At 61.1% G+C, this 22,187-nt stretch carries 19 protein-coding genes, 3 tRNA genes, 1 rRNA gene and 1 riboswitch; of the genes, 9 read left to right on the top strand and 14 right to left on the bottom strand.

The window, feature by feature from the left end; all coding sequences use genetic code 11:
* Positions 1–256: 256 nt before the first annotated feature.
* Positions 257–913: a LytR C-terminal domain-containing protein gene (locus D3250_RS05155; protein ID WP_119902333.1), complete on the bottom strand. Its 657-nt coding sequence runs from the start codon at positions 911–913 to the stop codon at positions 257–259.
* 84 nt (positions 914–997) lie between these two features.
* Here D3250_RS05155 and D3250_RS05150 point away from each other — a divergent pair, with 84 nt between their 5' ends.
* Positions 998–1,699, top strand: a complete 702-nt coding sequence (locus D3250_RS05150) for a uracil-DNA glycosylase (RefSeq protein ID WP_119902332.1) — start codon at positions 998–1,000, stop codon at positions 1,697–1,699.
* Positions 1,700–1,794: 95 nt separating this feature from the next.
* Here D3250_RS05150 and D3250_RS05145 read toward each other — a convergent pair whose 3' ends face one another.
* The 4 genes from D3250_RS05145 to D3250_RS05130 all read right to left on the bottom strand — a co-directional run bounded on the left by D3250_RS05145 (position 1,795) and on the right by D3250_RS05130 (position 5,437).
* A complete protein-coding gene (locus D3250_RS05145) occupies positions 1,795–3,798 on the bottom strand; it encodes a threonine/serine exporter family protein (RefSeq protein WP_119902331.1) in 2,004 nt (667 codons plus the stop codon).
* Between the two features lie 110 nt (positions 3,799–3,908).
* A tRNA-Val gene (locus D3250_RS05140) sits at positions 3,909–3,985 on the bottom strand.
* 43 nt (positions 3,986–4,028) lie between these two features.
* Positions 4,029–4,718 (bottom strand): SDR family oxidoreductase, encoded by a 690-nt coding sequence (locus D3250_RS05135; RefSeq protein WP_119902330.1) that lies wholly within the window; start codon positions 4,716–4,718, stop codon positions 4,029–4,031.
* A gap of 41 nt (positions 4,719–4,759) precedes the next feature.
* Complete coding sequence (locus D3250_RS05130) at positions 4,760–5,437, bottom strand: TenA family protein (protein WP_119902329.1); 678 nt, start codon at positions 5,435–5,437, stop codon at positions 4,760–4,762.
* A riboswitch (TPP riboswitch) is annotated at positions 5,432–5,546 on the bottom strand. Its footprint overlaps the gene before it by 6 nt.
* Positions 5,547–5,825: 279 nt before the next feature.
* Between D3250_RS05130 and D3250_RS05125 the strand changes: the two genes are divergently transcribed.
* Entirely contained in the window at positions 5,826–6,689 is an 864-nt protein-coding gene (locus tag D3250_RS05125; protein ID WP_225973165.1) for an alpha/beta hydrolase, read from the top strand.
* A 93-nt stretch (positions 6,690–6,782) separates the two neighbouring features.
* Here the strand turns inward: D3250_RS05125 and D3250_RS05120 are convergent, their stop codons facing one another.
* The gene (locus tag D3250_RS05120; protein ID WP_225973164.1) at positions 6,783–8,333 is read right to left on the bottom strand and encodes a DHA2 family efflux MFS transporter permease subunit; all 1,551 of its coding nucleotides are present in this window, start codon (positions 8,331–8,333) and stop codon (positions 6,783–6,785) included.
* A gap of 403 nt (positions 8,334–8,736) precedes the next feature.
* On the opposite strand from D3250_RS05120, the gene D3250_RS05115 reads away from it, so the two are divergent.
* Positions 8,737–9,549, top strand: coding sequence for a DUF2382 domain-containing protein (locus tag D3250_RS05115; protein ID WP_119902327.1), 813 nt, complete (start codon positions 8,737–8,739; stop codon positions 9,547–9,549).
* Positions 9,550–9,979: 430 nt separating this feature from the next.
* Entirely contained in the window at positions 9,980–10,972 is a 993-nt protein-coding gene (locus D3250_RS05110; RefSeq protein ID WP_225973163.1) for a YihY/virulence factor BrkB family protein, read from the top strand.
* Between the two features lie 28 nt (positions 10,973–11,000).
* Here D3250_RS05110 and D3250_RS05105 read toward each other — a convergent pair.
* Positions 11,001–11,076: transfer RNA gene (locus tag D3250_RS05105), tRNA-Thr, on the bottom strand.
* A 103-nt stretch (positions 11,077–11,179) separates the two neighbouring features.
* Positions 11,180–12,106: a thioredoxin domain-containing protein gene (locus D3250_RS05100; protein ID WP_119902325.1), complete on the bottom strand. Its 927-nt coding sequence runs from the start codon at positions 12,104–12,106 to the stop codon at positions 11,180–11,182.
* A gap of 115 nt (positions 12,107–12,221) precedes the next feature.
* Between D3250_RS05100 and D3250_RS05095 the strand changes: the two genes are divergently transcribed.
* The 3 genes from D3250_RS05095 (at position 12,222) to D3250_RS05085 (ending at position 16,007) form a co-directional block, all read left to right on the top strand.
* Positions 12,222–13,733 carry an alpha,alpha-trehalose-phosphate synthase (UDP-forming) gene (locus D3250_RS05095; RefSeq protein WP_119902324.1) on the top strand — a complete coding sequence of 504 codons (1,512 nt, stop codon included), beginning with the start codon at positions 12,222–12,224 and terminating at the stop codon, positions 13,731–13,733.
* A gap of 116 nt (positions 13,734–13,849) precedes the next feature.
* Complete coding sequence (otsB, locus tag D3250_RS05090; protein ID WP_119902323.1) at positions 13,850–14,635, top strand: trehalose-phosphatase; 786 nt, start codon at positions 13,850–13,852, stop codon at positions 14,633–14,635.
* 49 nt (positions 14,636–14,684) lie between these two features.
* Complete coding sequence (locus D3250_RS05085; protein WP_119902322.1) at positions 14,685–16,007, top strand: DUF4032 domain-containing protein; 1,323 nt, start codon at positions 14,685–14,687, stop codon at positions 16,005–16,007.
* Positions 16,008–16,021: 14 nt separating this feature from the next.
* Here the strand turns inward: D3250_RS05085 and ctlX are convergent, their stop codons facing one another.
* Together ctlX and ocd are read right to left on the bottom strand one after the other, a co-directional pair.
* Entirely contained in the window at positions 16,022–16,972 is a 951-nt protein-coding gene (gene ctlX, locus D3250_RS05080; RefSeq protein WP_119902321.1) for a citrulline utilization hydrolase CtlX, read from the bottom strand.
* Positions 16,973–16,974: 2 nt separating this feature from the next.
* Positions 16,975–18,003, bottom strand: coding sequence for an ornithine cyclodeaminase (ocd, locus tag D3250_RS05075; RefSeq protein ID WP_119902320.1), 1,029 nt, complete (start codon positions 18,001–18,003; stop codon positions 16,975–16,977).
* Between the two features lie 132 nt (positions 18,004–18,135).
* On the opposite strand from ocd, the gene D3250_RS05070 reads away from it, so the two are divergent.
* Positions 18,136–18,567: an Lrp/AsnC family transcriptional regulator gene (locus tag D3250_RS05070; RefSeq protein WP_119902319.1), complete on the top strand. Its 432-nt coding sequence runs from the start codon at positions 18,136–18,138 to the stop codon at positions 18,565–18,567.
* Positions 18,568–18,593: 26 nt separating this feature from the next.
* Here the strand turns inward: D3250_RS05070 and D3250_RS05065 are convergent, their stop codons facing one another.
* Positions 18,594–19,379, bottom strand: coding sequence for an IclR family transcriptional regulator (locus D3250_RS05065; protein WP_119902318.1), 786 nt, complete (start codon positions 19,377–19,379; stop codon positions 18,594–18,596).
* Between the two features lie 69 nt (positions 19,380–19,448).
* Between D3250_RS05065 and aceB the strand changes: the two genes are divergently transcribed.
* On the top strand, positions 19,449–21,053 hold the full coding sequence (aceB, locus tag D3250_RS05060) for a malate synthase A (protein ID WP_119902317.1): 1,605 nt from the start codon (positions 19,449–19,451) through the stop codon (positions 21,051–21,053).
* Positions 21,054–21,061: 8 nt separating this feature from the next.
* Here aceB and D3250_RS05055 read toward each other — a convergent pair whose 3' ends face one another.
* The 3 genes from D3250_RS05055 to rrf all read right to left on the bottom strand — a co-directional run.
* A complete protein-coding gene (locus D3250_RS05055) occupies positions 21,062–21,712 on the bottom strand; it encodes a hypothetical protein (RefSeq protein ID WP_119902316.1) in 651 nt (216 codons plus the stop codon).
* A 189-nt stretch (positions 21,713–21,901) separates the two neighbouring features.
* Positions 21,902–21,978: transfer RNA gene (locus D3250_RS05050), tRNA-Pro, on the bottom strand.
* A gap of 120 nt (positions 21,979–22,098) precedes the next feature.
* Positions 22,099–22,187 (bottom strand): 5S ribosomal RNA (rrf, locus tag D3250_RS05045); the annotation flags it as partial.

Raw genomic sequence — 22,187 nt, 5'->3', positions numbered from 1 at the left:
GATTCGGACGGTATTAGCGTCTGGGTCCCTGATTTCAGAAACCCGTGCAAACGCGGCAACGTTTGTGCGGGCCACGTCAGGGACGGACCATGTCAGATGCCCGCGACGGACGGCCGACTCCCGGGTGTCACTCCGGGCGTCATGAGGGCCTCACCTGATGGGTTCGTCTTAGCAGTCTCATCATGAGAGTGCTAAGACAATTTTTAGCACTCTGTGGCTGAGAGTGCAAGAAACGAGGTGCTCCTGAACGGACCTTCTACTGGTATTCGGGCCCGATGACCACGACGATGGTCTGCCAGCTTCCACCCTGGGAAACGTTGTCGATGCCTAGCTCCTCGCCGATGGCCTCAGCGAGCTCCTGCTGCTCTTCACCGGGGTAGATGATTTGCGGGGTGGTGGGCGTTCCCCAGTTGGCGAAGTCCCAATCGATGGACTGCTGAACGTCGAGCCCCAGGTCGTCAAGCTCAGAGGTGACCTGCCCTGCCGAGCCGTCAGGCGCGCCAGCGTTGACGGCTCGCACCGGGTACTCGTCACTCAGACCTGCAGCGGCCTGCTCTTCTTCAGTCTCCCCGTTTTCGCCGTTTTCGCCGTTTTCGCCGTTATCGTCGGCTTCGCCATCGTCGCCGTTCTCCTCACCCTCATCCTCACCATTGCCCTCTTCAGCATCGGCGTCGTCAGCTGTGTCCTGCTCCTCAGCGACCGGGGCGTCGTCCTCTTCACCGGCTTCCCTGATGACGAACCAACCCACTGCGGCGATCAGGACCACCGCGATCACCACCAGACCAATCCACTTCAGCATGCCTGAGGACGCAGCAGCCGCCTTCGGGTGCGTACCGGGGGCTCGATGCTTACCGACTTCGTCCGGCCGGTAGGGCTGCACCTCGTCGAACTCATCATGGGAGAACTGGCTCATGCCCCTATACTACGGGCGGCGCAGGGCGGCCAGCGGCATATCCGCACACCGTGATCCCTCGTGAGTCGTTTACCCTGGTGTGCTGTGAGTGCTTTTGGAAAACTGCTCAAGCCTTTGGACCCCGGTTGGGAGCGCGCGCTTCGCCCAGCAGAGCCGCAGTTCGCCGCCGTCGCTGAGGAAATGAAAACGAGGCGTGGACGAGGGGATCATATCCTGCCCGCGCCTGCTGATGTGCTGCGCGCTTTCCGGCAGCCTTTCGAAGATGTCCGGGTGCTGATTATCGGGCAGGACCCCTACCCGACGCCGGGCCACCCCATCGGGATGTCTTTTGCCGTTGCTGAGGACGTCCGGCCCCTGCCCAGGTCGCTCGGCAACATCTTCAAGGAGTTGCACAGCGACCTCGGTATCCCACCGAGTCCGCACGGTGACCTCACGCACTGGGCCCGGCAGGGAGTGCTGATGCTTAACCGGGTGCTCACTGTCGAGGCTGGGACCCCGGCCTCGCATCGTGGAATTGGGTGGGAAGCGGTGACTGAGACGGCTGTGCGGGCCCTTGCCGATTCCGGCAGACCACTGGTCGCAATTCTGTGGGGAGCGCAGGCGCGGCAGCTGCAGCCGATCCTAAACGCGGGCGCGAATACTGAAGTGATTGGCTCCCCGCACCCATCACCGCTGTCCGCATCGCGTGGGTTCTTCGGCTCCCGCCCGTTCAGCCGCACCAACGAGCAATTGCAGCGCCTGGGCGCCGAGCCTATCGACTGGCGACTGCCTCTTCACGGAGCCTGACTGGCCGATTGGGCCGCTGATGCAGGCCTTGGGAGTTCTCCAGAGCGGCACGCTAGGCAATTTAGCGCCGGGGTGCAGACAGTGAGCCTGACGGGTCAGCGGCGGCGAGAATTGGACCGTTCGTTGGACTCCAACTTGGAGGTGAAGCGCCTCATGACGACGTCGCCCAGAACAATTCCGGCGGCAATCGCCATAATAATGATCAGTGCGTTGAAAAGCTCGAACAGCCCGCCCATCATTGAACCGGCAGTGTTCTCGATGGCGATCTGGTACATGCCGCGGAAAACCATCAGGCCCGGGAGCATGAACATCATGGCCGGCACCGCTACGACGAGCTGAGGAGCTCCCAGTCTGAGCGCCACCACACGGCCCAGCGCTCCCACCACGAACCCTCCGAGCACGGGGGTGAAGCGATCGCCCAAGCCTATGACTTCTCCCATGTAAAGCGCGCAGAAGCCGAGAGCGCCTACAGCGCCGGTAGGGAGAATCAACGCCGGCCGTGTCTGTTCTACGATCGCGGCGGCACTGCAGGCGAAGAAGACCAGGAGAATAAGCGCTGGCGCCGGGTAGAGGCGCGTGAGCCCCTGGGCCAGCTCTGTTTGGACGATCCCCAGCAAGTCGGCGCCGACGACTGCCGCCATGATCCCGGAGGTCATGCCTGCGAAGGCGATCATGGTTGACACCAGACGTCCAGCCGCAGTCATGGGAAACCCGTTGATGGCATCCTGAATCGCTCCCACAATCCGCACACTGGGCAACAGGATCATCAAGCCTCCTGCGGTGACCATGGACGGAGTGATGTCGGCGTCCAGCCCAAAAGCGATCATCGCGAAAGCTGAAGCGGCGAACCCTCCTCCGGCGAGAGTGAAGAACTCCGGAACCCTCCATAAGGTCAACTGGCGGGCAGTCCACATGACCAGCAGGGTTGCAGCAAATCCGGCAGCTGCGTCGAGAATCGGCGCCCCAAGGTAGCTGGCGAAGAGACTTGCAAACATGGCTCCGCTCAAGGTGACCAGCCACCGCGGGTAGGGTTTGGGCTGCCGGGTGATCTCCTTCAGCTCTGCTTCAGCCTCCGAGCGGGTCAACCTCCCGGAAGTGACGTCAGCCACCAGTCGGTGCACCGCGGAGAGCGCCTGAAAGTTCTGCGACCAGGAACGGACCACCCGCACCCTGGAGTAGGGGATCTTTGCTTCGGGCGCCCAATTCAGGCTGATGGACTGGTTGGTGATGTCCGCGTCAGTGTTCTTCATCCCGAACGCCGTAGTGACCGCGATGATGGAGGTCTCAACCTCTAGGGCGCCAGCGCCGTAGCGAAAGAGCGCTTCCCCCAGGTCAAGCACGAAGCTCATGGTCTCGAGCTCGTCGAGCCCCTCGTGCGCATCTCCTTGAACAGTGTGCTGAAACGGAGTGCCCTGGAGCCGGTCCACGATCGACTGCTCTTCTGTCTTCGGGCGCTCCGTCTGCATGATCTTGTTGAAGACGAACTGCGGGTTAACCCGGCGGTCGAAGACCGTGCGGTTCAGCAGAGCAGAGGCTTTCCCTCCCGGCCTGATTCTTGGGCGTAGCCAGGAAGGGCGCAATACAGAGCGTCGGCGCATCGGCTCGCCAACATCCACCTGCGGGATCGGCGATGAAGGGCCTGTGATGGGGGGCAGGGTAATCGGACCGGTCAAGGCCACGGGATGTGAGGGGCCCGGGGTCTCCGAGTCGACCATCGGGACCGCTGAAGTTAGAGTCGGCGGTTCCCGGGTGTCGGCGAGGGAGAAGTCATCGGTATACGCATGGCGGGTCGAATCGACTTCCTCCGCCGCGGCCTCTTCCGCAGCACGCGCCGCGGCCTCAGTGTCGTACTCCTCCCACTCTAGGTAGGTGTCCTCCCCAGCGGCGGCCCAGGAGGCTGCAATCGAGCCAGTGAGGTTCTTGAGGAATCCTTCATCTTGTTCTTCCGGCTCGACGTCTGAGGGCCGGATTACCGGAATCATGCTGGTGTCGGTGGTGGGTCCAGAGATGACCGGGTCAATAGGGGCAGTCCGGTGGACTGCCGCGGCGTCGTGATTCCCGCGCGCGGAACCTGGTGCGCGCGTTCCTCGCTCCGGCATGAAACCTCCCGCAGACAAGACAATCTAACTCAGGCCTGTCCGACGTGGGCCTGGCACAATGAAAAAACATGCAGCCTGAGAGCCAGTCTGCTATGGACAGAGCGTCCCTTTGGTGGATCTGAATGGACTCGAACCATCGACCTCACGCGTGTGAAGCGTGCGCTCTAACCAACTGAGCTACAGATCCGGAAACCACAGAATCCTAGCACCTGCAAGGCGCCGGACCCAACTCAGCGTATGGCCTCCGCGATAGGCGTTTCCCCGTCGAAGAAATTCACGGTGCTGCGCCGCGCGACGTCAGCGGTGAGAACATGTGAAATGACCTCTGCGACGTTTGCCCGCGAGGTCGACACTGCTTCTTTGCCGCCTTCGGAGCTGGCCTCTGCCGCGCTGTCAGCGTCGACCACCGTAATCTGTCGGGTAGCTGGTTCGGTTGTCAGCGCTCCCGGCCCCAGGATGGTGTACTGGAGCTCAGTACCACGCAGGTGGTTGTCCGCGTGATGCTTGGCCGCTGCATAGGGATAGAAGGAGCTCTCCGGGTCAAGCTGGTGGATGTCCACCTCAGAGCGGGCATAGGAGACCATGACATAGCGGCTCACCCCCGCCTGGGCGGCGGCATCCATCGTGCGGATAGCGGCGTCCTGGTCGACTGCTTTGGTCCGAGCCGGGTTCCCGCCGCCTGCGCCGGCGGAGAACACGACTGCCTCGGCGCCGGAGAAAACCTCCGCCAAGGCCTCAGAGTCGGCGCTCTCGACGTCTAGAACCACGGGCGAAGCGCCAGTGGCGGTGACTTCTTCCGCCTGCTCCGGGTTGCGAATAATGGACTCTACTGAGAATCCAGCTTCCACGAGCTTGGGGGCGGCCAGGAGTGCAATCTTTCCGTGCCCTCCGACGATGACAACTTTTCTCTGATCAGCCATACCCTGCTTAACACTGAACCACTGGGACTATTCCTCGCGGCTCAGCCTAGCGTCTGCGCACCGACTGGCGTCTCCAAGCCCATCTGCCAGAAGGCGGCTTCCATGCGTGTGGCAGTCGCGAATGTCTCGGCAACCTCGTTAAAGCGCCCCTCCGGAAGAAAGCGCTCCCCCAGGGCGTCAATGTCGGCGACAGCATCGGTCGCGAGCTGTTGAGACTGATCCGACGCGTACTCGGCAATCCAATCGGCGTACGGGTGGTCGGGATTCGCATCTAAGGCAGGCTGGAGCCGGGCTCCGATCTCGGCATAGCCCACCACACACGGCGCCAGGGCAACCTGAAGGTCAAGGAGGTCTCCGCGCATTCCCGCGTCTAACACGTATCGGGTGTATGCCACCGTCGCGGGATGCTCCGGGGTGGCTTCCATCTCTTCTCGGCTGATGCCCCACCTCGCGCAGAGCCGGACGTGCAGCTCCGTCTCTTCCACTGATGCGCTGAGCCCGCGTAGGCCTTGGGTGATGTCAGCCAAGGTGCGGCCCTTGTACGCGGCCAGGGCGTAGGCGCGAGCAAACTGGATCAGGAACAGATAGTCCTGTATGAGGTAGTTCTGAAAAGCCGCTTTCGGCAGGGTGCCGGCTTCGAGTTGATGCAGAAAGCTGTGATCCGTGTATGCCGACCATTCGGCTTCGGCGGCAGTCTTCAGACGTTGGAACAGTGTCATACGGCGCTCCTTTCCCTCCGGCGGTACGAGCCGCGTCAGGTTCATAGGGTCCCGCGCGAGTGCTCAGCGCGATCTCAGCTCCTTTTTGGGAGCTCCCCTCGGACAGTCTTGACGGTATCAAAGTGCCCGAATGCGGTTGCGATCGCAGCACTGAGGACTGCCTTGTGCGAGCACGGTGCCACTGGGCCAGATATGCTCTTGTATTTCGTAAGCCTAGAGTTGCGTAATACATGCAGCCTTCGGTAAGCTAGCGGCACTTGGGTGCGACACAGCGAGAGAGACAACTCGCTGAGAGGGGACCAGCTCGGTGCGGGCTGGTCCCCTTCTTTCGTCTCTCCCCCTGGAGGTCCGTCACGTCAAGGCCCGGTCCATCAGCGATCATGGTCCTATGACAAGAGACGACCAGTCACCGGAGGCCCATTCGCGCGGCCGGAAACTCATGGCCGGAACTGTGACAATCTTGGTGGGGATCGCGATGGTGTTGGTACTCGTCTGGGCCTTTCAACGCTCTATGATCTACTTCCCAGAGACCTCTGAGGTGCCGCCGGTTGCCGATGTCCTCCCAGGTGGTGAGGAGCTCACCCTCAGAACCTCTGACGGACTCGACCTGGGTGCCTGGTTCGCCCCGTCCTCGCCGGAGGTTGAGGATCGAGATTTAGCCGTGCTCATGACCCCGGGCAATGGTGGAAACCGGGCGTCACGGGCTGGCTTGGCCCGAGAGCTTCAGGAGCAGGGTTTCGCCGTGCTGGTCCTGGACTATCGCGGATACAGCACCAACCCGGGCACCCCCAGTGAGACAGGACTCATCCGTGATGGCCTGGCGGCTGTCGACGCCCTCGAGAGCCAGGGTTACCCGCCTGAGCGCACCATCTACTTTGGAGAGTCCATCGGCGGCGGCGTGATCGCAGCGCTGCTGACCCACCACCCGCCAGCCGCAGCAGCGTTCCGCTCTCCTTTCACTGAATTGGCGGACGTAGCTCGCGAACACTACCCATGGCTTCCGGTGCGCACGATTCTTCGCGACGAGTTTCCGGTCACCACGCACGTGAGTCAAACCCAGGTCCCGATCTCTGTAATCCGGGCGGAACACGACTCGGTCGTCCCGGCTCGGCTCAGTGCCGACGTTGCCGCCGCGGCTCCCAATCTCGTGGAGGAACGGGTTGTCGAGACTGCTGACCACAACGACCCAATCATGTTCGGCCCCGAGGTCGCGGCGGTGGTGGCGCGTCTGGCAGAGACCATCGACCATTGACCCACGCGTCTCACCGCTGCCCTGCCTTAGTTCGCAGGCAACCACCCCGCAGCTTCGTCAGGTTGTCAGGGGTTGTCGCGGAGAACTGTGACCTTACTGGATCGCGGAGGCGCGTGAGCCTGTCGAACGGGCGGCGTTCGCGTCCGGGGGCGTGGCACGCAGGGTCATGCCTAGCAGGAGCGTGCCTATGCTCAGCGCAGCTGCGGACCGGAAAGCCAAACGGAATCCTTCCAGTGCCGCCTGATCCGGGTCAGCTCCTTGGGCCGCTGCCAAGGCTGCTCCGAGGCCTACCAGCGCCACCAGCGCGGCAGTCCCGATGGCCGCGGCCAACTGTTGAAGCGTGTTGAGCACCGCGGACCCGTGGGAGTACAACGGCTGCGGCAGCGGGTTCATAGCCGTGGTGAACGCCGGCGTGAATAGCAGAGCCAGGCCGCCCGAGAGCACCAGATGCAGGCTCAAGACCATCCACAGCTCTGTCTCCGGTTGCAGCAGGCTCATGCAGAACAGGGCCAGGATCAGGATCGAAGCTCCCGGAATCACCAGCGGCTTAGGTCCTACTCGGTCATATATGCGTCCGATAAACGGCGCCATAAGAGCCATCAGCAGGCCCCCGGGCAGCATGAGCAAACCGGTGGCCAGGGTGTCGAGCCCGCGCACCGATTGGAGGAACAGCGGAAGCAGAATGAGCGCTCCGAACAGCGCCACCATCATCATCAGCATCATGAGCAGACTGCGGGTGAACATGGTGTACCTGAAGGGCTTGAGGCTCAGCAGCGCAGAGTCGCTCCGCTGGAGGCGGACCTGGAGCAGGGCAAAAGCGGCCAGGCTGCAGACCCCGACAATGAGCACCCCGACGGCCACAGGATCGACGCCGGGACCCTCCGCAGCCGCTTCGACATCCTCTGTGCCGTGCCCACCCCCGATCTGGCTGATGCCGTAGACCAAACCTCCGAAGCCGGGCACTGCGAGCAGCAGCGAGGGCACGTTGAGTGGTTTGCCCACGCTTCCGGGCTCAGTGTTCAGCCTGGGGCGCCCTAGGAACAACGCTGCCAGCGCAATAGGCAGAATGGTCAGAAACAACCAGCGCCACTCAGCCAGGTGAAGGATGAACCCGGAAAGCGCCGGTCCCGTTGCAGGGGCCACTGAGATGACGATCGCGATGTTTCCCATCACCACCCCGCGGCGACGCAGCGGCACTAGCGTCAGTACCGTGGTCATCAGGAGCGGCAGCATGATGGCAGTACCTGCCGCCTGCACCACACGGCCAGCCACCAGGAAGCTGAACCCCGGGGCCGCAGCGCTGAGCGCGGTACCAGCGATAAACAGAATCATTGCTGCAGTGAAGACGCTTCGCAGGCTGAACCGACCGATGATGAACCCGGTGGTCGGAATGACCACCGCAAGTGTGAGCATGAACGCGGTGGTAAGCCACTGCACCGTCGTCTCGGCGACCTGGAACTGCTCCATGAGCGGAGTCAGGGCCACATTCATGATCGTCTCGTTGAGGATCATGACGAACGCCGCGATCAGCAGGGCACCGATAGTCAGCTTGTCCGCGATCGGCATACGGGCGTTGTCCATCACCAACGACCTGCGGTCAGCAGCAGGTTCTTCAGGCCTACGGGCCCGTGACGCGGATTCCACGAGATCCTCCTCGGGGCACACGACGCACAGTGCCCATCATCAGCAAGAGACTTAGTGGGGAGAAGCCCCACGAAGAAGTCACCCAACAGGCGGATACTCCAGGCAACGCCGTACAGCATATGCCCCTGGAGAAACCTTGACCAAGTGTTTATCCGCAACCTCCTCTGCACAGCGGCTACGTATGTTGGGGCAGGCTTCTGTCTTGTACGACTACATTGCCTCACGCCGAAACATCCTTGTTTGGGGCTCTGACCTGGACAGATTCAGGTAGAGGAGTCCAGCAATTCATCAGGGTGTGTCCACGCTCACACCACCTACGCGTCCTAGTTTTGACACCTCTTGCATTAAGGCAAGAGCCCCGGCCGGGCAATTGATCAGGATCTAGAACGAAAGTGAGCACCCCATGGATACACGAAACATTGATTTGGACGCACTCGAAGGCGCAACCGTCTACGACAGCGAGAACAAGAAGGTCGGTACAGTCGGCCAGATCTACCTGGACACCAACACCGATGAACCCAAGTTTGTCACCGTCAATACCGGGCTTTTCGGGACCAAAGAAACGTTCGTACCCTACCAGGACGCTCACCACACGTCCGAGGGACTGAAGGTGCCGTACACCAAAGACTTCATTGGGGACGCGCCAAACATCGACGCTAACGGGCCCCTTGAAGGCGACGAGCAGCATCGAATCTTCGACTACTACCAGCTCGGCTCCGGCGCAGCTTCTGGTACGCGCACCTCCGACCCTCAGGCGGGTAGCGCCGATGTGACCGGACCTGGGGCTCCCTCGGCAGGCGCCGGCGCGGGTGATCACGTCGACGCCGAGGCTCAGGCAACCGCTCACGAGGAACGGCTCAAGGTTGGCACCGAACAGCACCAGAGCGGCCAGGCTCGGCTACGTAAACGCGTCCGTACTGAGCACCAAAACGTCGAGGTCCCGGTGAAGCGTGAGGAGCTCGTGGTCGAGCGAGAGAGCATCGATCCCAACTCCCCTGAAGCCCGGTCCACCGGCAGTATTGACGGGGATGCTGCTGCTGTCGAGGAGACCGTCACACTGCGTGAAGAGCACCCGGTCGTAGATAAGGAGACTGTCGCGACCGAAAAGGTCAACGTCGGTAAGCGGACTGTTCAGGATACAGAGACTGTTGAGGGCGATGTCCGCAAAGAAGAAATCGAGGTCGAAGGCGACGATCGGCCTGAGACTCACCGATGATCGAGGATAGCCATCACCAGGTCCTCTCGGCCTGACTCGCCAGGACGCCGGGTTAGCACTAAAGCGAGCCCGGCGTCCTTGGTGTCCGCGGAGGAACAAAGCTGGGGCCTCCACCACAATGACTTGAGCTGCCCAGCAGTTCTTGACGCGGGTTGTTGATGGAGCTCCCGACGGAGTTCGAACCGAGCAGCCCGGCAGCTTCGACAGTCGCAGGCTCGCGAATTTCAGGGGCTTCTGAAGATTGGGGAGGTCGTTCAGCCTGAGGAGCCCAGTCGTTGAAGGGGTTGATGCCCCAGAAATCATTCCAAGAAAGGGGCCTCTGATGGCTCACCACTCCCGCACAAACACGCAAAGTGTGAACGCAAACGCTCCGCACCCCGAAGACAACAGGAAGCCCGGGTCCCCTACTGAGATCACGAAGCCCTCGTGGATGTTCATACTCAAAAGCACACTCCGAGAGTTCACCACCGACGGTTGCCTCGATCTGGCTGCGAGCCTTACCTACCGCATGGTTCTCGCAATTTTTCCGGCATTGATCGCTCTGGTATCTCTGTTGAGCCTGTTTGGCCAAAGCGGTACGACCGTCACCGCAGTGCTCGATGAGGCTCAAGGGACTGTTCCTGCCGAGACATGGGACACCGTGCAACCGGCACTGGAATCTATCCTCACCGCCCCTGCTCCCGGAGTTGGGTTGATTATCGGTCTCCTGATCGCGTTGTGGTCGGCGTCGAGTTATGTGAAGGCCTTCGGTCGGGCAATGAACGTTATCTACGAAGTTCCTGAGGGCCGTGGAGGCATCAAGCTCAATGTGCAGATGTACCTCCTCACCGCCCTTCTCCTGGTGCTGTTAACAGTTGCCCTGATGGTCTTCGTGTTGTCGGGCCCTGTGGCCCAAGCCGTAGGAAGCGCGATAGGGCTGGGCATTGTCGCGATGACCGTGTGGAACATTGCTCAATGGTTCCTTCTTGGTTTTGTGGTGATATTCGCTGTGGCTCTGCTGTACTACGCCACCCCTAACGTGCAGCAGCCGAAGTTCCGTTGGATAAGTATTGGTGCGCTGGTCGCCATAGTCGTTGCGGTCCTGGCGTCTGCGGGCTTCTTCTTCTATGTGTCCAATTTTGGAAATTACAATGCCACGTACGGGGCCCTCGCTGGTGTCATCATCTTGCTGCTGTGGCTCTACATTATTAACGCGATCTTGCTCTTCGGGGCTGAAATTGATAGCGAAATTGAACGAGCCCGCGAACTACAGGCAGGAATATCTGCAGAAGAAGATCTCCAATTGCCCGCACGCGACACCAAGGCCAGCGATAAGAAAGCCAAGAAGCAGCGTGAGCACCTCGAACGCGCTCGTAATCTGCGAAGATCCGCTGGCCATAACCGCCACGGTGCGGTAGCTGACCACCGAGAACTTAGTGGTTAGAGTCCGACGCTCGGGCACGGGGCGTTGATGGAGCCTCCTCCCGGGTTCGAACCGAGGACCTACTGTTTACAAGACAGTTGCTCTACCAGCTGAGCTAAGGAGGCACGGGCGGCGCTCATAAGGCGCTGCACCGGCACACCAGTCTAGCGCCGAGTCGGCCATTCTGACCAACTCGCGTGAGGCGCGCGGTTAACCGAGCAGGGAAGATTACTCGTTTTCGGCGTCGTCGCCCTCTTCGATGTCTTCATCCTCGACGTCTTCCACGTCCTCCTCGACCTCATCAGCCAGCTCTTCACCGGTCTCGCTCTGATAATCCTCCACGGCGGCGAGAATGACCTCTCCGGTGGCCATAATGTCTTCGACCTGTTCACCATCCACATAGATGGACGGAGTGGCCGTTACGCCGTTGGCGCTGGCCAGACCCGTGGTGTAGCTGACGAAGGCGCGGTAGTCCCCATCCTCCACACAGTCGGAGATGTCTACCCCGTAGTCGTCCTCCGCACGCGCTGAGAGCTCCTCGTTTGAATAGTCCGCGCCCTGAGCGCTCTCTGCGGTGACCGAACCGAGGAACGGCGAAAAGTGCTCCGGATGTTCCTCGGCCATACAGGCGAAGGCGTTTGCTGCGCGCGCTGAGTACGCAGTTGGCTGGAACTGGACAGAGCGATACTCCAACGTAATTGCACCGGCGTCCACCCAGTCGGTCAGCATCTGGTGGTAGGCCGCCTCGAAGCTCCCACAACCGGGGCAGGCAGCGTCGGTGTAGATCACCACATGCGGCGGCTCGCCTTCTTCGCGCGGTTCCACACCGACCGGCATATCCTCGGGCGATTCCGCAGCCGGGACATCCTCTATGTTCTCCGCGTCGACAGTGCCGATATCGTCACCCTCCGCCAGCTCCGAGGAGGAGGTCAGCACGAATCCACCCTGCTCATTCGCTGCAGTAGGCGCCGGTCCCTCCGTGTAGTTGCCGTTATCCCCACGGTTGACGACCCAAAGGGTCAGTCCCAACACGACGGCGACCGCCACGACAACAACGCCAATCCGCAGCAGCAGAGACTGCATCTTCTGCTTGCGCTCCTGCTCCTGCTGGAGTTTGCGGGCTTGTTCGCGCGCACTGACGCCGTTTCGTGCCATAGAGGAGCTCCATTTGAGTATGGTCTGAAGACTGAGGACAACGGGTCCAGGATACCGCTCGTGTCTAACCGCTCAGGGTAGGGTGAAACAAAGAGCCGAAAGGGGCGAGCACGCGATGACGGAGACTGCCGAGAAGGACACACACCGGACCGGATATGACTTTGTGGTGGTCGCCAACCGACTCGCCGTCAATGGTGTCACCGCCAGCGACGGTTCGACCGGCTGGCAACGCTCCCCCGGCGGCCTGGTCACTGCACTGGCGCCGATCCTGGCCAGTTCGGGAGGTGCCTGGGTCGGCTGGCACGGTGCCGCAGATGAGACCTTGGAACCCTTCGACCACGACAGCATGCACCTCCACCCGGTGCCGCTGAGCGAGGAAGAGGTCGAGGACTTCTATGAGGGGTTCTCCAACGGCACCCTCTGGCCGCTCTATCACGATGTCATCGCACGCCCATTGTTCCACCGTCACTGGTGGGACGCGTATAAGCGGGTGAACCAACGGTTTGCGGAGGCCGCCGCTGCGGTCGCCGCCGAGAAGGCGACTGTCTGGGTTCAGGACTATCAGATGCAGTTGGTTCCGCAGATGCTGCGCGACATCCGCCCTGACGTGAAGATCGGCTTCTTCAACCACATTCCGTTCCCACCCCCGGGGCTGTTCGCGCAGCTGCCCTGGCGTCATCCGGTGATGAAGGGCCTTCTAGGTGCGGATCTCATCGGCTTCCAGAGAGAATCTGACGCCAAGAACTTTCAACGCGCGGTCCGGGACAGGCTGGGCTTCTACATCAAATCAGATCGCGTATACGTGCCGTTGGAGGACGAGGCTGCGGCACCGCTGGAAGGCTTTACCGCCGACCCGGCCCGCGGAACTGCCCCACGGCAGCTATCAGCCCCGGCTGACGGAACCTTCCGGCCGTCCGAAGCCACTGCCTTCCCCATCTCGATCGACACAGACCGGATCGTGGAACTGTCCAACAACCCGAAAATCATCTCCCGCGCTGCGCAGATTCGCGCCGAGCTGGGCAACCCCGAGACGATCTTCTTGGGCGTAGACCGGTTGGACTACACCAAGGGCATCCGCCACCGCATGAAGGCCTACGAAGAGCTCCTGCAGCAGGAGAAGCTCCAGGTGGGCAAGCACACCATGGTCCAGATCGCCTCCCCTTCACGCGAAGGAGTGGAGTCCTACCAACGGCTGCGCGACGAGATTGAACTAGCGGTGGGCAGAATCAACGGTGAGTTCGACACGATGGGCCACACCGCCATTCGGTACCTGCATCACTCCTATCCCGTCGAGGAGATGGTGGCGTTGTACTTGGCGGCCGACGTCATGCTGGTCACAGCCCTACGTGACGGCATGAACTTGGTGGCCAAGGAATATGTCGCCGCCCGCAGAGACGGGACCGGAGTCCTGGTTCTCAGCGAGTTCACCGGTGCCGCCGACCAGCTCAGACAAGCTCTACTCATCAATCCCCATGACATTGACGAGCTTAAGGCGGCGATCGTCCAGGCCGCGGTGCTGGATCAGGAGGACGCACGCAAACGCATGCGCTCCCTGCGCCGCCAGGTGGTCAGCCACAACGTGCAGCGTTGGGCTGAAGAGTTTATGCACCGCCTCCACCAGTTGTAGGGCGGCGCCCCTATAGCCGCAGTGCCCCATCGGGCCCGTGTATTGTGACATTCGGTCCCGCGCCGGCGGTGGAATCGGCCACCGGAGCGGGCACACCCTAGTGAACGGAGACTGAGATGGCCCTGCCCCCTGACTTGGAAGCCGCACTGAAAGATTTTGCTGTCCGGGAATCTCTCCTGGTGTGCTTGGACTTCGACGGCTGCGTCGCTGAACTGGTTGCCGATGCCGCGTCGGCTCGTCCCATCCCGGGCAACGCTGAGGCAATAGAGCGGCTGGCCCAGGTGGACGGGGTGACGATCGCCTACGTGTCGGGCCGTCCACTTCAGACGTTGCATGAGCTGGCAAGTCCCCCCGCGGATGCTCTGCTCTTCGGTTCCCACGGCGCAGAGCGGTGGATGGGCCCTGATTCCCCAGGGCTGGAGCTCGACACCGCACAGACTGCCGAGCGCCGAGAGGTGCTCAGCACACTTGAGTCCGTCGCCGCCGAACATGAGGGAGCCTGGGTGGAGCACAAGCCAGCAGGTGGTGCCATTCACGTACGCCCCATTGAAGACGAAGTCTATGGAGAAGCAGTCCTTGACGAGGCTCGGAGTGCGCTGGCGATGGTTGACGGTGCGCACATCAAGGAGGGTAAGCAGATCCTCGAAGCCGTCGTGGTGAAGTCAACCAAGGGAGAAGCTATCGAGGAACTGCGCGACTGGACCTCTCCTGACGCGGTCTTTTTCGCCGGCGACGACGTGACTGACGAGCAAGGATTCGCGGTTCTGCGTGCCGGGGATGTGGGACTCAAAATTGGTCAGGGTGAGACGAAGGCAGGCTTCCGAGTCCCCGAGCCTTCTGACCTGGCTGCGGTTCTGCATCGCATTATCGAGCTGAGGGCTCAAGCCGACTCATCAGCGTGAACGGCCCAACTCTCCCCTTCCGTGCGGGCTTAGGCCTAGACTTTGGACCATGACCCGCGCCACCGGCCTGAGCCTCACCGCCTCAGGCACCATCCCCCAGGAACTTCTGGACCTGCCGTGGCATCTGCCGCTGGTCAAGTGGCCAGCTGACGTGCTCGCCGCCCTGCCGCGGGGCATCTCCCGGCATATTGTCCGGTTCGCCTATCTGGGTGGCTCTGTGATCGCCATCAAAGAAACCTCGGAGCGTGCGGCCCGGCACGAATACCGGATGCTTCGCCAGCTGGGCCGGTTGGGCGCACCGTGCGTCAAACCTGTCGCCGAGGTGACAGGGCGCGCAGATGAGCAGGGCGAGCCGCTCTCGCCAGCGCTGGTCACTCGACATCTGCGGTTCTCGCTGCCCTACCGTGCGGTGTTCAACCAGATGATGCGCAAGGCCACGCTACAGCGGCTGATTGATGCCCAGGCGCTGCTGATGGTTGAGCTGCACCTGCTCGGTTTTTACTGGGGGGATGTGTCACTGTCGAATACGCTCTTCCGCCGTGACGCTGGGAACTTCAAGGCCTACCTGGTGGACGCAGAGACGGGAGAGCTCCACCCGAAGCTTTCAGCCGGCCAGCGCGAATATGATCTGGAAATCGCGCAGATAAACATTGCCGGTGAGCTGATGGACCTTATGGAGGGAGGGTTCGTCGATGAGGACGTCGACGCCGTCGCTACCAGTGGGCAGTTCATCGATTCGTACCGGGGCCTGTGGCACGAACTCACCGGAGACACAGCGTTCAACCCTGATCAGCAATGGCTGATGGAAGAGCGGATCCGGCGACTCAACGAACTGGGCTTCGACGTGGAAGAGTACGACATTCGCTCCGCCAGTGACGAGGGCCACCTCCTGCTGCGGCCCAAAGTGGTGGACCCAGGACACCATCAGCGCCGACTCATGGCCCTGACCGGCCTCGACGTCCAGGAGAACCAGGCCAGGCGGCTGCTGGGCGCAATTGATGCGTACCGGGCAGCAATCGACCCGCACGGCGACGAGGCTGTGGCCGCACACAAGTGGACCCAGCAGGTGTTCCAGCCGACGATCAGCAAGATTCCCCGAGAACTGCGCAACAAGCTAGAGCCTGCAGAGATCATGCACCAACTCTTGGACTACCGGTGGCAGCGGTCCGAAAGTGAAGGAAGGGACGTCCCGCTTGAGGAGGCGCTGCCACATTTCATCGAGGATGAGCTGCGCGGCTACCGTGATGAAGCGATTCTGATGGTGAACCCTCCCACCGACGTGATGAGACAGATGGAGCTGGAGGCCAACTCCGCCACCGCTGAAGACGACGACGCCGGGCACGACGAGGACGCTTCAGCCTGGTACTCCTAAATCGCGCCTTCTGGTCACTGACGGCCCGGCAGGTGGACCCCCGCCAGCATGCAGCGTACAGACCCGCCGGAGGACTCGATGGTCGAGACATCACTTGTCAGGATCCGTGAAGTGCGCCTGATCGCCTCGATCTGGTCGGACCGCAGTGCGCGGTATGCGGTGGTCGACATCACGAGCACCGGGCCTGCGGAGCCGGTGAGCTGCAGGACGTTGCCCGAAAAAAGCCGAACCTGAGCTTCAGTGAGCTCCACAATCGTCTCACTGGCACAGCGCAGTTGATTCAGTACACGATCGCGCTCTGCCGCATCAGGGATCAGGCCACTTGCGATCACCGAGACGGTCTCCCCTACGCTCATCATCACATTTGTGTGATAAATCGGCGTGCCGGAGGAGTCCACGGCGTCAAAAAGCACCGGTTCCAATTCCAGCGCTGCGCAGTAGCGCTGGAACAGTCGCGGCGTCAGCCGGTGGGACCGGCCGCCATAGGCCAACCCCCGTCGATGGTCGATGACCACCGATCCGGTGCCCTCGAGAAATTCTCCGCGGTTCTCTTCTTCGCTGAGATCCAGCACTTCACGAATTTCGAACTGGCGACCCAGGAGCTCAAGGATATCTGACCTGCGCTCATGCCTGCGGTTCGGCGCGAACATCGGGCACAGCACCACTCGGCCGTCGGAATGGGTGGTGAACCAATTGTTCGGGAAGACGCTGTCCGGACTCAGCCCGAGCTCATCATCGACCAGGGTGACTCCGATCCCTTCCTGAGCCAGCGCATCGGCGAGCTGGGTGCTCTCAGCGTAGGCCCTACGGGCAGCCTGGCTTCCGCTCAGGCTGAGATCACGCTGAAAGGCATTGTCGCCTGCTGTGGCCTGGTTGACCGAGAACCGGTGGGGCCGCACCATCACTACGTGGGAAGGTGACTGCATGGGCGCCATATTGGCGGCAGCGAGGAGTTGAACGCCCATCACTAACCCACCGGCTTCAGGGTGTTGACCAAGGAGAACAGATCCTTGGGATCCTCTGGATCAGCAACCAAATCAATATGGGCCTGCAGATCCGTCCCAGCGGTGGCGTCGCGCAAGCAGCGCAGCGCTGAGAAGTCCGCTATGGCGAATCCCACAGAGTCGAAAATTGTGATCTGCTCTTCCGAGCTCCGGCCCTCTTCTGCACCGGTCAGGACCTTCCAAAATTCCGTGACGGGGAAGTCGGGGGCCATCTGCTGGATCTCACCTTCAATACGTGTCTGTTCGGGGTACTCAACGAACACCTTGCTGCGCATCAGAAGCTGTGGATCGAGTTCCGTCTTGCCAGGGCAGTCACCGCCGACGGCATTGATATGGACGCCACTGTGCACCTGTTCGCTGCTGAGGATAGTGGCGCGGGCTTTGTCCGCCGTGCAAGTGGTCACGATATCGGCGCCAAGCAAGGCTTCCGGGGTTGACCCAGCAGCAAGAATGTCGAAGCCCAGGGGCTCAAGGTTGCGGCGGAGCTTCTCGACGGCAGCAGGGTCGACGTCGTAAACGCGCAGCTGATCAATGCCCATAAGGGCACGAAAAGCGAGGGCTTGAAACTCCGCTTGTGAACCCGCACCTATCATTGCCATCACCGAGGCTCCGGGTCGCGCCACTCGACGAGCCACCATCGCCGAGGTGGCTGCCGTGCGCAGTGCAGTGAGCAGAGTCATCTCTGCCAGAAAGGTGGGGTATCCGTTGTCGACTTCAGCGAGCATCCCGAATGCGGTCACTGTCTGAAATCCGCGGGCAGGATTAGAGGGATGGCCGTTCACGTATTTGAAGGCATACTCCTTATTGTCCGAGGTCGGCATGAGCTCGATCACGCCGAAAGGAGTATGGCTGGCAACGCGCGGGACTTTGTCGAACGCTTCCCAGCGCGCGAAGTCCGCTTCGAGGTACTCGACCATCGCGGTCATGATCGGCTCGACGCCGTCTTGTTGAATCCACCGTGTCATGTTCTTGACGTCCACGAACTGAGTCATTGGGGCCTCCATCGCCGGGCTTGCAGGGTATAAGACCAGAGTACGGATATCGATGTGCAAACGAAATATCCAGTACGCAAACCTTTTGCGCAGAGATTGAGCAGAGTGCCACTGATGACCTAACATATTGCCATGGAGAAGCTGACGGACGTAGATCGCGCACTCATTTCAGAGCTCAGGCGCGATGGGCGTGCACCAGTGTCGACTCTGGCGGAACGCCTGGGCGTCTCGCGCGCCACAGTGACGAAGCGGATCGACAGGCTGACCGCTCAAGGTGTCATTGTCGGTTTCAGTGTGCGAATTCGTGATCCCCAGCAAATCTCCGAGATAAGAGCGATCAGCCTCCTTGAGCTCTTCGGGCGCGCGACCAGTCAGGTGATTGCAGAGCTGCGCGGCTACCCGGAAATCACGGCTCTACACACCACCAATGGCGCCTGGGACTTGGTGGCGGAGATTTCATGCAGGGACCTTCAGGAGTTTGATGCTCTGCTGAGTCGCCTGCGCGGGGTTAAAGGAATTATGAACTCAGAAACGAGTCTCTTGCTGAGCTCTGTGGTCAGATGAAGCAGGCAGGGGGCGCGGCCTCAGCTTCAGCGCCTCAACAGTTTGCGGCCGATTTCTGCCGCGGTGCGATTCATCAGTGGTACCGCATGCCGGACGAACGCATCATCCATCCGAGCGGTCGGACCGGACACGGACAGGCCCATGCGCGTGGGCCCATGGGGAATTGACACAGCCAGGCATCGGACCCCAACTTCTTGCTCCTCGTCGTCCAGAGCGTACCGTTGCCGCGAGATGACGGGCAGCTGGTCGACAAGCGCCTCGGGCTTCGTGAGGGTCTTAGGCGTCATCGCTGGCATACCCGTGGAGGCCAGCACCTCGCGCACCCGCTGGGGTTCCATCGTCGCTAGCATTGCCTTCCCGACGCCGGTGGAATGCATATACGCCTTGCGCCCCACTTCGGTGAACATTCGCATGGAGTGAGGCGAGGGGGCCTGTGCGATGTAGACCACCATCTCTGACTCCATCGCAGCCATATTGACGCTCTCGCCGAGCTCTGCGACCAAGGACTGCATTTGGGGTACGGCGAGCCCTCCCAATTGACGCGTGGCACCTTCCCCCAGAGGCACCAGATGGGCTCCGAGCGCGTAGCGCTTATCGGGAAGCTGATGGACCACCCCCAGAGCGATCAAGGTGTGCAGCAGCCGATGAACGGTGGGACCAGCCAGACCGGAGGCCGCCTTGAGCTCACCCGCGGTCGCACTACCGTCGAACTGCACCAGGTCATCCAACAGTCCGAAGGCGCGCTCGATAACCTGTACGCGCTGGGGTTGGCGCCGTGTGAGTGAGTCCGTATTGTGGACATCATCTTCCATACTATGGATTCTATGACATAGAAATGGGTGCAGTGAACCCGTATGTCACTGTGACCCTAAGGAGCAACTATGGCCATCACCGTTAATCCCCCCTACGAGGCCGACGGCACCGACCTCATCCTCACTGAGGAGGCTCTGCAGTTTATTGAAGAGCTGCATGCCAAGTTTGCTGGGCCCCGGGACGATGTACTCAGCAAGCGCGCCGCAGCTCAAGAGCAGGCTGCGCGGACAGGTGCTATGGAGTTTCCGGCTGAGACGGCTGACGTTCGCAAGGGGGACTGGACCGTCGCTGAGCAGCCGCAAAGCCTGGCTGACCGCCGTGTTGAGATCACGGGCCCCCCTGCTCCGGCGAAGATGGCAATCAATGCGCTGAACTCCGGAGCCAAGGTGTGGTTGGCCTGCTTGGAGGATGCGCTATCCCCATCTTGGCAGAATGTTGTCGACGGGCAGAAGAACCTCTATGAGGCTGCCCGTGGCACGTTGCAGTTCACCTCTCCTGAAGGAAAGCAGTACAACCTCCGGGATGACGTGCCCCTGCCAGTGGTCGTTGTGCGCCCCCGGGGCTGGCACCTGCCAGAAAAGAACATCACCATCGACGGCGAACGAACGATCGGCGCATTGGTTGACTTTGGCCTGCATTTCTTCCACAACGCCAAAGTCCTCAGCGAACAGGGCACCGGCCCCTTCTACTACCTCCCTAAGCTCGAACATTACTTGGAGGCGCGGCTCTGGAACGAGATCTTCACCTTCGCGGAGGAGAAGTTGGGCATCCCCCACGGCACTGTCCGAGCGACGGTCCTGATTGAAACTATTCCGGCGGCGTTCCAGATGGAGGAGATTCTCTACGAGCTTCGCGATCACGCCTCCGGACTCAACGCTGGCCGCTGGGACTACCTCTTCAGCATCATCAAGTACTTCCGCGCCTCGGGATCAGACTTCGTACTTCCCGACCGAGCCCAAGTCTCCATGACCCAACCGTTCATGCGCAGTTACACCGAACTCCTGGTGAAGACGTGTCACCGACGCGGGGCCTTCGCCATGGGAGGAATGGCTGCATTCATCCCGAATCGGCGGGAACCTGAAGTGACCGCCCAGGCCATGGACAAGGTCCGCGAGGATAAGTCCCGCGAGGCTCAGGACGGTTTCGACGGCTCGTGGGTGGCTCACCCGGATATGGTCGACCTCTGCGCTGAAGAATTCAGCAAGGCACTGGGAGACAAAGCGAACCAGATTGATCGGCAACGCGACGATGTGGACGTCTCGGCAGAAGACCTGCTCAACATTGGGGCGGCACAGGGCGATGTGACCGAGCAGGGAGTACGGATGAACTTGTACGTCGCTGTCTATTACACCGCCGTGTGGCTGTCCGGCAACGGTGCCGTCGCTATTCACAATCTCATGGAGGATGCCGCTACCGCGGAGATTTCCCGATCCCAGGTTTGGCAGCAGATTCACAATGGAACTGTCACCGCCGACACTGGGGTGCCAGTGACTACGGATCTGGTGGAGAAGCTCCTCGACGAAGAAGTGAGTCGGCTGCGCTCCGAGATCAACGACTCCGAGACCTTCGGCAAGTACTTTGAACCGGCTGCCGATGTGGTCAGGAAGCTGGTGCTGGACACGGAGACTTACGAGGACTACCTCACCACTCCAGCGTATGAGCTCCTGCGCTGATGCCAGGCCTATAGATCCTCATCTGTGAAGAGGCGCTCATCGGGGTCGGTGAGCGCCTCTTCCAGTAGCGCCCGATTGGTCTTCAGCGCCTGCAGATCATTCTTCACCACTTGGTCTCGGGTCTTGGCGACTGCCTGAGCTACCAGATTGATCTGTGCTTTGAACTCTTCTGCATGCTTCGGCTTAGCCGAGTCAGGCAGCCCCAAGAACAGATGCAGAGTCCTGGGCAGGTGGCGAGAGATGGTGTGAAAAACGGCGTCTTGCTGCTCCGGGACACGGTCAAGGGTGTCCCAGCGTTCGACGATCTCTTCCAAGCCGACTACTGTCATACGCAGCTGGCCGTGGCTTGAGGGGGGAAACTGGTGGGCTTTGTCGTGAACCGTCGATTTGATGTCGCTCAGACGCGATCTGAGTGACTCCTTCTGGTTGGTCAATTCCTCAGTCTTGCGCTGGAGGCTGAGTTCGCGTCCGTACAGCATCCCGTATGTGCCTCCCCCCGCGGCTCCACCCACAACGATGCCGGCAGCGAAAGCCCAGGGGCTGGGAAGCATAAGAATGAGAAGCACCGCGAAGCCAATAAGAAATGCAACGGCAGACGCCGTGTACTTCAGCTTGTTCTGCTGTTGCCTGCGCTCAGGCGTGGGGCCTTGAATTGTCACTAACTCAGCCTATCTGTGAAAAGTGGGCACGAGCTTGATGAGCGCAGTCGAGCCCGGACGTTGATTCGCACGCCCCAAACTTATGCAGTTCAATGCCCGGTTCTGGCAGCAGCCGCGAAAGGGCCCGGCTGGTTGCCCGCCTAGATGGCGCAGTCACCCACCATGACCGAACACACCAGAGACTTCACATGGTCGGGGTGACAGGATTTGAACCTGCGGCCTCGTCGTCCCGAACGACGCGCGCTACCAAGCTGCGCTACACCCCGTTTTGCAAATGCCAAGCATTGAGTCTACCGCGGCTCAGTGCCGTGCGAAAAATTGCATTCGACACAACTAAGGCCCGAACTCTGCGCCATTGCTGAGTTCAGGCCTTAGTTTTATGTTGTGTCCGGCGGTGTCCTACTCTCCCACACCCTCTCGGGTGCAGTACCATCGGCGCTGTGGGTCTTAGCTTCCGGGTTCGGGATGGGACCGG

The organism is Nesterenkonia natronophila, from assembly GCF_003595215.1.
Classification (GTDB): Bacteria; Actinomycetota; Actinomycetes; order Actinomycetales; family Micrococcaceae; genus Nesterenkonia; species Nesterenkonia natronophila.
Note: the sequence above shows the minus strand (reverse complement) of the source record. Positions and strands in the feature narration are given on the sequence as shown.

What these genes read in the sequence shown, in the direction of transcription:
- D3250_RS05155 (WP_119902333.1), bottom strand. Translation starts at nt 913, where the DNA reads ATGAGCCAGTTCTCCCATGATGAGTTCGACGAGGTGCAGCCCTACCGG.
- D3250_RS05145 (WP_119902331.1), bottom strand. Translation starts at nt 3,798, where the DNA reads ATGCCGGAGCGAGGAACGCGCGCACCAGGTTCCGCGCGCGGGAATCAC.
- D3250_RS05135 (WP_119902330.1), bottom strand. Translation starts at nt 4,718, where the DNA reads ATGGCTGATCAGAGAAAAGTTGTCATCGTCGGAGGGCACGGAAAGATT.
- D3250_RS05130 (WP_119902329.1), bottom strand. Translation starts at nt 5,437, where the DNA reads ATGACACTGTTCCAACGTCTGAAGACTGCCGCCGAAGCCGAATGGTCG.
- D3250_RS05125 (WP_225973165.1), top strand. Translation starts at nt 5,826, where the DNA reads ATGACAAGAGACGACCAGTCACCGGAGGCCCATTCGCGCGGCCGGAAA.
- D3250_RS05115 (WP_119902327.1), top strand. Translation starts at nt 8,737, where the DNA reads ATGGATACACGAAACATTGATTTGGACGCACTCGAAGGCGCAACCGTC.
- D3250_RS05110 (WP_225973163.1), top strand. Translation starts at nt 9,980, where the DNA reads ATGTTCATACTCAAAAGCACACTCCGAGAGTTCACCACCGACGGTTGC.
- D3250_RS05100 (WP_119902325.1), bottom strand. Translation starts at nt 12,106, where the DNA reads ATGGCACGAAACGGCGTCAGTGCGCGCGAACAAGCCCGCAAACTCCAG.
- D3250_RS05095 (WP_119902324.1), top strand. Translation starts at nt 12,222, where the DNA reads ATGACGGAGACTGCCGAGAAGGACACACACCGGACCGGATATGACTTT.
- otsB (WP_119902323.1), top strand. Translation starts at nt 13,850, where the DNA reads ATGGCCCTGCCCCCTGACTTGGAAGCCGCACTGAAAGATTTTGCTGTC.
- D3250_RS05085 (WP_119902322.1), top strand. Translation starts at nt 14,685, where the DNA reads ATGACCCGCGCCACCGGCCTGAGCCTCACCGCCTCAGGCACCATCCCC.
- ctlX (WP_119902321.1), bottom strand. Translation starts at nt 16,972, where the DNA reads ATGGGCGTTCAACTCCTCGCTGCCGCCAATATGGCGCCCATGCAGTCA.
- ocd (WP_119902320.1), bottom strand. Translation starts at nt 18,003, where the DNA reads ATGACTCAGTTCGTGGACGTCAAGAACATGACACGGTGGATTCAACAA.
- D3250_RS05070 (WP_119902319.1), top strand. Translation starts at nt 18,136, where the DNA reads ATGGAGAAGCTGACGGACGTAGATCGCGCACTCATTTCAGAGCTCAGG.
- D3250_RS05065 (WP_119902318.1), bottom strand. Translation starts at nt 19,379, where the DNA reads ATGGAAGATGATGTCCACAATACGGACTCACTCACACGGCGCCAACCC.
- aceB (WP_119902317.1), top strand. Translation starts at nt 19,449, where the DNA reads ATGGCCATCACCGTTAATCCCCCCTACGAGGCCGACGGCACCGACCTC.